This is a genomic window from Lactobacillus sp. A27, assembly GCF_016742815.1.
Classification (GTDB): domain Bacteria; phylum Bacillota; class Bacilli; order Lactobacillales; family Lactobacillaceae; genus Lactobacillus; species Lactobacillus gallinarum.
In genome coordinates, this window is sequence record NZ_JAEHNT010000005.1 from 1 (window position 1) to 9,729 (window position 9,729).

12 protein-coding genes and 1 other annotated feature are annotated in these 9,729 nt (G+C 35.0%); of the genes, 3 read left to right on the forward strand and 9 right to left on the reverse strand.

Annotated elements, in window-relative coordinates:
- Nucleotides 1-94 precede the first annotated feature (94 nt).
- Complete coding sequence (locus JEM49_RS10635; protein WP_269082143.1) at nucleotides 95-226, reverse strand: hypothetical protein; 132 nt, start codon at nucleotides 224-226, stop codon at nucleotides 95-97.
- Between the two features lie 167 nt (nucleotides 227-393).
- Between JEM49_RS10635 and JEM49_RS00820 the strand changes: the two genes are divergently transcribed.
- Complete coding sequence (locus tag JEM49_RS00820) at nucleotides 394-1,404, forward strand: zinc-dependent alcohol dehydrogenase family protein (RefSeq protein ID WP_087235813.1); 1,011 nt, start codon at nucleotides 394-396, stop codon at nucleotides 1,402-1,404.
- A gap of 65 nt (nucleotides 1,405-1,469) precedes the next feature.
- Here the strand turns inward: JEM49_RS00820 and brnQ are convergent, their stop codons facing one another.
- The 3 genes from brnQ to JEM49_RS00835 form a co-directional block, all read right to left on the reverse strand.
- Nucleotides 1,470-2,849, reverse strand: coding sequence for a branched-chain amino acid transport system II carrier protein (brnQ, locus tag JEM49_RS00825; protein WP_201873194.1), 1,380 nt, complete (start codon nucleotides 2,847-2,849; stop codon nucleotides 1,470-1,472).
- Between the two features lie 68 nt (nucleotides 2,850-2,917).
- Nucleotides 2,918-3,167 (reverse strand) — a binding site (T-box leader).
- Between the two features lie 140 nt (nucleotides 3,168-3,307).
- Nucleotides 3,308-3,709: a hypothetical protein gene (locus JEM49_RS10390; RefSeq protein WP_242509726.1), complete on the reverse strand. Its 402-nt coding sequence runs from the start codon at nucleotides 3,707-3,709 to the stop codon at nucleotides 3,308-3,310.
- 55 nt (nucleotides 3,710-3,764) lie between these two features.
- Entirely contained in the window at nucleotides 3,765-4,475 is a 711-nt protein-coding gene (locus JEM49_RS00835; protein ID WP_201873197.1) for an SLAP domain-containing protein, read from the reverse strand.
- 90 nt (nucleotides 4,476-4,565) lie between these two features.
- On the opposite strand from JEM49_RS00835, the gene JEM49_RS10395 reads away from it, so the two are divergent.
- Nucleotides 4,566-4,757 (forward strand): hypothetical protein, encoded by a 192-nt coding sequence (locus JEM49_RS10395; RefSeq protein ID WP_242509727.1) that lies wholly within the window; start codon nucleotides 4,566-4,568, stop codon nucleotides 4,755-4,757.
- A gap of 51 nt (nucleotides 4,758-4,808) precedes the next feature.
- Nucleotides 4,809-5,783, forward strand: coding sequence for a MalY/PatB family protein (locus JEM49_RS00840; RefSeq protein ID WP_342211662.1), 975 nt, complete (start codon nucleotides 4,809-4,811; stop codon nucleotides 5,781-5,783).
- A gap of 58 nt (nucleotides 5,784-5,841) precedes the next feature.
- Here JEM49_RS00840 and JEM49_RS00845 read toward each other — a convergent pair whose 3' ends face one another.
- From JEM49_RS00845 to JEM49_RS00860, 5 genes are all read right to left on the reverse strand, one after another.
- On the reverse strand, nucleotides 5,842-6,081 hold the full coding sequence (locus JEM49_RS00845) for a hypothetical protein (protein WP_087176392.1): 240 nt from the start codon (nucleotides 6,079-6,081) through the stop codon (nucleotides 5,842-5,844).
- Nucleotides 6,082-6,192: 111 nt separating this feature from the next.
- Nucleotides 6,193-6,744 carry a metal-dependent hydrolase gene (locus JEM49_RS00850; RefSeq protein WP_201873200.1) on the reverse strand — a complete coding sequence of 184 codons (552 nt, stop codon included), beginning with the start codon at nucleotides 6,742-6,744 and terminating at the stop codon, nucleotides 6,193-6,195.
- 221 nt (nucleotides 6,745-6,965) lie between these two features.
- On the reverse strand, nucleotides 6,966-7,034 hold the full coding sequence (locus JEM49_RS10770) for a hypothetical protein (protein ID WP_278898429.1): 69 nt from the start codon (nucleotides 7,032-7,034) through the stop codon (nucleotides 6,966-6,968).
- A gap of 345 nt (nucleotides 7,035-7,379) precedes the next feature.
- The gene (gene hpt / locus JEM49_RS00855; RefSeq protein ID WP_201873203.1) at nucleotides 7,380-7,913 is read right to left on the reverse strand and encodes a hypoxanthine phosphoribosyltransferase; all 534 of its coding nucleotides are present in this window, start codon (nucleotides 7,911-7,913) and stop codon (nucleotides 7,380-7,382) included.
- Nucleotides 7,914-8,110: 197 nt separating this feature from the next.
- Nucleotides 8,111-9,577: an SLAP domain-containing protein gene (locus JEM49_RS00860; RefSeq protein WP_201873206.1), complete on the reverse strand. Its 1,467-nt coding sequence runs from the start codon at nucleotides 9,575-9,577 to the stop codon at nucleotides 8,111-8,113.
- Between the last annotated feature and the right edge of the window lie 152 nt (nucleotides 9,578-9,729).

The following is a 9,729-nucleotide window of genomic DNA, read 5'->3' on the forward strand; positions in this document are numbered from 1 at the left end:
CGATAAATTTCTATTTTTTGTTCTTTATTAAATTTAGACATAGTAAAAGACCTAAAAGTGTCTCACTTTTAGGTCTCACTTCATCCAGCTCCTTTTAGTCTATTTTACTTACGCCGCGATCTTCAGCATCTTTTTTACCTACTTGATCATTTAACTTCTTTCCAACTAATAAAGCAAATAAACTAACGACTGCGGCTCCTAAACCTAATTTACCAAATTTCTTCATATTTATTACCTCGTTTCATGTCCTTATATTATATTAATTTTTATTGGCAACACTATTTTTCTGCTTTTATTGGTAAAAGCTTTAATAATTTATAATTTTCATCTATGAAAGTACTTACATTTGCCTTCAAATGAGTTACTCTATTCATGAAGAATCGAGGAAAAATTATGCAAGCATTAGTTTTAACAGTAACTAAAAAATTAGAAGAAAAAGAAGTTCCCACCCCAGAGGTCAAAGATGATGAAGTTTTAATTCATACAGCCTATGCCGGTATTTGCGGCACAGATCGTGAACTTTACAATGGTTTACCAGGTTCTGCTCAAGCAAATCCACCTATTATTTTAGGTCATGAAAACTCAGGGATTGTTAAAGAGGTTGGCAAAAATGTCACCAATATTAAACCTGGTGATCGAGTAACTGTTGACCCTAATATTTACTGTGGTCAATGTTACTACTGTCGTACTTCTCGACCAGAACTTTGTGAACACCTTTCCGCTGTAGGTGTCACTCGTGATGGCGGTTTTGCGGAATACTTCACCGCGCCAGCTAAAGTTGTCTACCCTATTTCAGATAACCTTTCACTTAAGGCAGCTGCAGTCACTGAACCACTTTCATGTGCTATACATGGTGTAAATTTGTTAAAATTGCATCCCTATCAAAAAGCATTAGTCATCGGGGACGGCTTTATGGGTGAATTATTCGTTCAAACTTTAAAGGCAATGGGCGTTCATCAGGTGGATTTAGCTGGTATTTCTAAAGAGAAATTAAAGCTCAATCATGATCATTTTGATGTCACTACTTTTAATACCGCTCAAGGAGACAAGATTCCTAACAATGCTTACGACATTGTAGTAGAAGCTGTCGGTAATCCTATTACCCAAGAAGAAGCAATTGCTGCTACGCGGCGTGGTGCACAAGTATTAATGTTTGGCGTGGCCAACCCTAAGTCACAATTCAAGATTAATTCTTATGAAATCTATCAAAAGCAATTAACGATTCAAGGCTCATTTATCAATCCATACTGCTTTGAAGATGCCATTGGACTACTTGAATCACATAAAGTCGATGTCTTACCATTAATCTCACATGAATTATCTTTAGGTGAAGTTGAGCAATTTACTTCAGGTAAATTAAAGGATGTATCCAAAGCTGTTGTGAAGGTTAATAATTTGAAGTAATTAAAATTCATACTGAAAAAGCTTTTCTATTCACGTATTTTGCATGAGTAGAAAAGCTTTTATTTTTATTCAAATTCTTCTTGTGCAGTGACTAGGTTCTTTCTTCTAAAGACGTGGAATACTAATCCAACTGCCAAACCAACTAATGCAGGCACTAACCATGAAAGTCCCATACTTGCAAGTGGCAAAGAACTTCTAACTGAAGTAACCATTAAACCAAATTGGCTTTGACTAACAACTGCTGGAAATGCTACAACCATGTCACCTAATGCAGGTACTACCGTGAACAAGATTACAAAGAAGTAAACTACGCTATCACGTTTGAACAATGGTGAAAATACTGACAAAAGGATCAGGACCATTGATAATGGGTACAAGAACATCAACATTGGAGTTGACCAAGCGATGATTTGATCCAAACCAAAGTTAGCAGCAAAGAATGATGCTAAACAACTAAGAGCAAGCCATGCGTGATAACTAACCTTTGGGAAATGCTTATGGAAATCTTGTGCAAATGCGGCAACCAAACCAACAGCAGTAGTTAAACAAGTAACAGTTAACAAGAATGCAAGTAATGCTTGACCAAAAAGACCACCGTATTCATTAACGATTTGGTTAAATGCAACACCACCGTTATCTGATACCTTGAAGTGACCTAATGACATTGCACCCATCAAGATCAAAAGTAAGTAGATTAAAGCTACGGCACCCATAGCAACTACACCAGATTTGGCAACCACCTTTGAAACACTCTTTGGATCTTTTTGACCCATTGAACGAACAGCGGTAACAACAGTAACACCAAAAGCCAAACCAGCTAAGGCATCCATAGTGTTATAACCTTCAAGGAAGCCGTTAACTAATGCTGAATGCTTGTAAGCAGCAGTAACAGCAGCAGTTTGTGGATTTCCTAATGGATTAAAAAATGCTACAACGAAAACTAAGAATAAAAGTGCTAAAAATAATGGGTTTAAAACCTTACCAACATTAGACAAGATGTTGTTTTCATGATATGAAAATGCAAATGCTAATAAGAAAAACACAGCTGAAAATACTAACAATGCGACAGTTTGCATATCTTTAGGGATAAATGGTGCTACACCTACAGTAAATGAAACAGTTGCTGTTCTTGGTGTACCAAACAAAGGACCGATAGTCGCATGGATCAATACCATAAATACTACGGCAAAGCCGGCGCCTAATGGTTTACCGATGTCGTAAACACCACCTGCACGGGTGATGGCTACGGCAAGCACTGATAGTAAAGGCAATAACACACCAGTGATCAGAAATCCAACTGCGGCTGTCCCCCAATTCGCACCGGCAAGCTGTCCCAAGTGAAGTGGGAAAATCAGGTTACCAGCCCCAAAGAATAATCCAAATAGCAAAGAAGCAACGACTAAATATTGCTTCCAGGTCAACTTACGAGATTTTTCATCATTCATACACTCGTCCTCCTGAGAATTAAGAATTATCTGATCACAAAAAAGTCCCTCAACCAAAATTGCTTTGATTGAGGGACGCTTCTAGCGTGGTACCACCCTTTATTTATATTGTTATTACTAACAATACCTTTCGCGTGCGGCCGAAGAAACTTCAGCGATACGCAGGCACTATAACGGGTGCTCCCACCATTTCTTACTACAAGATTAAGAAATAGAACTCGAAAGTGATTTTCATTCAATTCTACCTTTATCTCCTCACACCTAACGAGATTCGCTGCAAATTCGAATTAAACTACTCTTCTTTCTCTTTGTTTTCAGATTAATTAAATTGTTAATAATTATTTTAAGCAAATTATCATCAATGTCAACACTTTTTTAATATTATTTTTTAATGACCCAACGATAACTCAAATTTTGAGTATACTGATTCTTACCAATCTGGTACATATATTGATCTTTCACGATCCGATGCCTTTAACCTTAAAAATCTTTTCTTTCTTAAGTGTTAACTTTTTGATCAACTTGCCTTGACGATTATAGATGAAGAATCTATTACCTTTAAGGCCGTAATATTGTTTGACTAACTTCTTTAAAGCTGGCTTTTTTGTACTCTCTTCAGCAATTTCCTTAATATCTAATGGTTGCTTATTCTTTACATCTGAAGCCGCATATCCTAGCCAAAAATGACTATCTTTGCCGAAATTCCATACCGGACGATCAGTAATATATTGCCAATTATTCTTGCTGTTATAGATATTAGGTAGAACGTAACCCCGATGTTCAATTTTTACCAAGTTATAGCCCAAGCGTAAAACTTTTTGTACTTCTTCCATTAATACGGTAATAATCATAAGGATCATGATCAAAATCGTCCAATTGACTTACAAAAGTTACTGCTTGGTCAAAGGTTAGCTTTTACCCCTTCTTTAAGTACTTATCACTAGGTGCCATAGTAGAATCATTACTGTAGTCATTTGAATTGATGAAAGTTCTGACGTTATTGTTCTTAACTACCCCAGTCGTCTCACCAGTAGTCATTAAATAATTACCATTAACAGCAATTACATCTGCCACTTTCACATAACGATTGCGACCCAGCTTGTAATATTCGTGTCCTTTGATCTTGTAATAAGGGATGCGCTTTTTCTTATTATTTTCATAAAAGTAATATTTACCGTTTTTAGTTGATTTAACTTTGCCAGTATAAGCTAAAGTTTGACCACGTTTAATCTTAGTAGATAGTCGTTTCCCTTTTGCATTATACAAATAGTCATTGCTAATGACTGTGATCCAATTTTTGCCAGAAATTTGTTTAACATAGTCAGATGATAATAAGCCACTATTACCTAAATTGTATTGCAGTTCACCAAAATAATAGCTGCCTGGATCAAACGGTTTGTACTTAGGTGTACCATAATACTTTAAAACTTTCCCCTTTTTAACCGGGTGTCTCTTGCCGTTAGCAAAATAACTAGCGTAAGTTTGAGTTACCTTGATTTTGCCACTAACAGACTGTCTTGCAGCGTAAACTATATTAGTTTTAGGAAGACTAACTACGCCCGTTACTGGCGCAACAGCTAAAAGCGCTGCAGTAACACTGATTGTAAATTTTCTGTTTAATTTCATTTTGAGCTCCTTTCATAATCAAACAAATATTAACAATTTTGCTAGTTCATCTATTACAATAAGATCAACACACTTTTATGGAGGTATTAGATGAAATACGATTTTACAGAATTGATTGATCGTCATGGCAAAGACGCGATGGCCGTTGATGCAGTAGGAAAATTACCTGGTTTTGCACCATCAAAACCAAAAGAAGGCTTTGATACAATCCCGATGTGGGTGGCCGATATGAACTTCCCTACGGCTAAATCAATTCAAGAAGCAATTATTAAACGTGCCTAGCATCCCCTCTTTGGTTATTTCCAACCAAGCGACGCCTACTACCAGGCAATCATTGATTGGCACAAAAAACGCAAGGGCGTACCAGGTTTAACTAAAGAAGATATTGGCTACGAAAACGGTGTACTTGGCGGCGTCGTTTCTGCCTTAAAAGTCTTTGCAGCACCAGGTGATAAAGTTTTACTTCATTCACCAACTTATATGGGCTTTACTAACGCTGTATTAAGCAACGGTTATCAAATCGTTCACTCACCTTTAATTAAAGATGAAAATGGTACTTGGCGAATGGACTATGAGGATATGGATAAAAAGATTAAGGAAAATCAAATTCATGTTGCGATTTTCTGTAATCCTCATAATCCAACTGGTCGCGTCTGGACTAAAGAAGAAATCACTAAGGCAATGGAAGTTTACGAGAGAAACAATGTCTGGGTAATTTCTGACGAAATCTGGTCTGACCTAATGATGAATGATCATCATTACACTCCTACCCAATTAGTTAGCGAATGGGCCAAAGAACATGCCGCTGCTTTCTACGCTCCATCTAAGACTTTTAACCTTGCAGGTTTAATTGGCAGTTACAGCGTTATTTACAATAAGCCTATCCGTGAACGAATCCAAAGCGTGGGTAAAAAGACTTTTTACAATAGTATGAATGTCTTTTCAGAACATGCTTTAATTGGTGCTTACAGCGACGAAGGAAATAATTGGCTTAATCAACTTTTACCAGTTCTTTCTCAAAATGTAAATCTAGCTTACGATTATGTAACTAAGCATTTCGATGGAGTTTCAACCTTTAAGACCGAAGGAACTTACATGATGTTCCTCGAGTGCACGGATTGGCTAAAGAAACATGGCAAAACGCAAAAAGAATTATTGCAACGTGGTTGGGATTATGGCATCGGCTGGCAAGACGGTGGACTATTTCAAGGCCCAACTTCAATTAGATTAAACTTAGCTTCACCAACTTCTCGCATCGAAGATGCATTTAAACGCATGGACAAATATGCTTTTAATGCAGAATGGTAAAAGAAAAGAACAGAATCGCTTGATTCTGTTCTTTTTATATTTATATTCAATTTTTTAATTAACGATAGTCCTTAAGAAAGTTCATCATCTTATCATAATCTGCATCATGCTTAGCATCATATGCATCTTCAACTTTAACAACCTTGTTGTTTTCAGTAATGATGCGATATTCACGCAAGTCATTCTTTTCGTTAGCAACTACAGTAATTTCACCCTTACCTGGAGTTGAATACAAGGTTGGGTTAAGTACTTCATTTAATTTATCTGATAATTGTTGGTTAAAAGCAATTTGATTCATTTTAATATATCTCTTTTCTTAAAACATTTCTAACAACGTTAGTATAACATTAAGTAGCGTGCTTTACCATAAATAGTAAAGAAATTTACTAAATAAACGTATGCGTTTTACTTAGATTTCAGGTGCGGCCATCAGCCATAACCAATAGCAAGACATCATTATAATTCCTAAAAAAGCAATTAAAGTAATAAATTTTTCAAAAAATCCTCCTACTTTATAACGAAAGATTGAATGATGTCTTCTCTTTTTAATAAATGGAGCCCACCAATCTACTCCCTGCTTACTAAAACTATCTTCAACTAAATGCAAAAAATAGCCTAAAATCAAGCCTAGCCAAATACTACCCCACCAATTTGGCAACTGCCAAGATCGAAATTCAATGGGAATAAAATGATTCATTAAGAAATACAAACCAATGGAGAAAACTAACCAGCCTAAAAATGAATGAGTCACACCACGATGGCGTAGAAACAAACTAAAATTGATTGGAGATTTACGACTAGTCGTGCTGTTATATTCATCAATATCAGGTAAAGACGCACCCACACCAGTAGCCAATAAAATTATTAAATTAGATGCTGGATCTGCAATAAATGTGTTACTAGCAATTAATCCCAGCTCAACAAGCGCGATGCTGCATAAACGATGCGAGCGCGTCAGCATTTTAGTCACCTCTTCATTAGAACATATATTCATATTGTACCATACAAAAATAAGAGATGACAGCATTCAATCTGTAAGAAAAAACACACTATCATGGTAATAATGTGCTTAATTTTTTATTTATAAATTTCGCTTACTCTAAGCGGATATAGTCGATCACTATGTCCAGAAGGCATATTTTCCTCTAACAGTAAATTATGCTTGATCAATTCATTTTTCAATCAATTTACTGTAAAAGAATTACAATTCATTTCATCCATCAGATCTTGATCAGGATAAATAATATACATGTTTCCGTCGGAATCTACCCAGCCATTATTTGTGACTGAGTCATCTTCAGTGTAAAAATCATATATAAATAACGAGCATCGGTACTCAGCTTTTTATATTTTGGATTATGGAAGAAAGCTTGTGGAATACCATTTTACTGCTCTGGGTACTCGATTCCTTTTTTGAATTTTTGAATATCTTTATTCATTTTACTAACCTCTTTAGTTGATAAAACGTACCTTTACAATATGTATTATAGTCCTTTCTTAATTTTCATATAAGTAAAAACAACTATTGTAATATAAAGTACTGTTAAAATCAACTATTTTTAAAATAGAGGTTACTTTTTTACACTTTTTTAAAAATTATGCATAAACTGCTTGCTTTAAGACCCCTACATAAGGAAGATTACGGTACCAACCGTTATAGTCAAGTCCATATCCTACTAAAAATGCATTAGGTGCTTTAAAGGCATAGTCGTCAGCTTTGAAATCTACCACACGTGTCTCTGGCTTATCAAGCATTGAAACCACTTCTACACTCTTAGCGCCGCGCTTTTTCATTACTTCAGTAAGTGTCTTCAAAGTGCGACCAGTATCAATAATATCTTCCATAAAAATCACAGGATGATTAGTAACATCAGATTTAATATCTTGAACAATTTTGACATTACCAGTTGAAGAAATTCCCGCATAACTTGAGGCCTTGATAGGATCAACCGTTAATTTGAATGTTAATCTTTTGATCATATCACTAGCAAAAAGCATTGCTCCATTTAAAACAGGAATAACAATTGGCTCTTGACCAGCATATTTTTTATTTAAACGTTCAGCCATTTCATCCATCCGTTTATTAAGTTGTTCCTGAGTAAATAATACTTTTTCAATATCGTTGTTCATTATAAATGTTTCCCCTCTTGTCCATCTAATGATCAGATTTTAGCATATATTTTTGACAGATTACAGTGTTTTCACCTGAAAAATAGATAAAATACTAAAAATTATATTATTTTATATAATAATCGTTCGTGTTTTACTGAAACAAAAGCAAAAAAATGGAAATGCATCATGCATCTCCATTTTTGTGTCAACAGATATTATCTTTCTTCCGCAAAATCGCTAGTCTTCATCATCTTCGTAGAAATAACCCTATTATGATCTCTTTCGTTTTCAATGCTTAATTCAAACACGGATTCATCTGCTTCACTCATAGTCATCTGGCCATAAAGTGATTCAGTATCAGTTTCCTTAGAGTAAACATTTGAAACTAGTAATTCAATAGCCAGTCTTTCATTCTGCGTCAATTTATTAAGATTTCCTACTTTGACTTTGGCACCATCTAATTCATCTTTAGCTGTCTTAATATTCCAAATCAAATATTGAGCTTGCGCAGCTGACACACTATCCCTATTTAATACAGATTTTGCATCATCAATCGCTTGATCATAGTTATACCGTTTGTAAAAACTAGATAATTTGTACTTAATACTACCTTGTACTGCTATTTGCTTATTAATTAAATCCTTTAAATCTAATTCTTCGCTTTCAGACATAGCAATTTTTGCATTATCTTCAGCCTGACTAGCACTATTAATCGGCTTTAAAAATTTACCGTCAACATATTTTACATCGCTAGCCTTAATAAAAGTATCCCCTATCTTTACCGTATTAATTTTAACTACCTCAGGGAAACTAGGAGATGTCTTCAAATTAGCCATTTTTTGATAATGATTGGTTAAATGGTAATAAAGCTCAGCTTTGTTTTCCTGCTCGTTCCACAAATAGATAGCCCCATTAACCTTTATTGGTGCTAAACTCGTCCAAGCAAAACCTTTAGGCGTAATTACTTCTCCGTTAAATGCATATAATGGTGCTTTACTATTATCTCTTTTGACCTCAACAACGGTTGTATTACGAACATCATAGTTGATAGAGTCCATGTTTTGACGGGCAGTGACATCTCTAGCCCAGATATAATAATCCGTGCCTTTAATATGATAAGCATTAGGGAAACTATTGGCTAACACGTCCATGCCACCTAATTGATCGACAACTAGCTTTTGACCTTTTTTATAGTATTTTCCGGTAGTCAAAGCTCTATTCTTGCTGGCCATAAAAATTTGTGGCGCCTTCGTTTTAACTGTTACCGTAGTTTGATTAAATAAAAGCTTATTACCATCGATAGCATCAACATTTGCGGCTTTAATATATTGGTTTTTACCGATCTTAAAATAATCAGCACCCTTAATCTTGGTTATGGTTAATTGATATCTGTGTGCATTTGAATAATTTTGATAAAAGTACAAGTTATCCGCAAAATCATTTTGACTAATCTTGCCTTGATACTTAACTAATGTACCTTTACGCAAAAGCTTCTTAGTATGCTTACCTTTTTTATTATAAATATAGGCATTATGATTGAGCTTCAATTTATCTTTTTGACTAATTTGCCGTTTATTAGTGGCTGCTAAAACCGTTTGTGACGGTTGAATCATTCCGACAGTAGGTGAAACTGCTAGTAAAGTGGCTACAGAAGTTAATACAATCTTTTGCTTTAATTTCATTTTTTTACCTCATCAAAATTCACTTATATTTTTAATTATAACAAGCAAAAGCAGGCACTCATTAATAGCAATGTCATTAAGTTAAGACATTGACAATTAAGGGTGCTTTTTTAGAGATCGAATCATTTGGATTCGATCTCTTTTTTTGTATA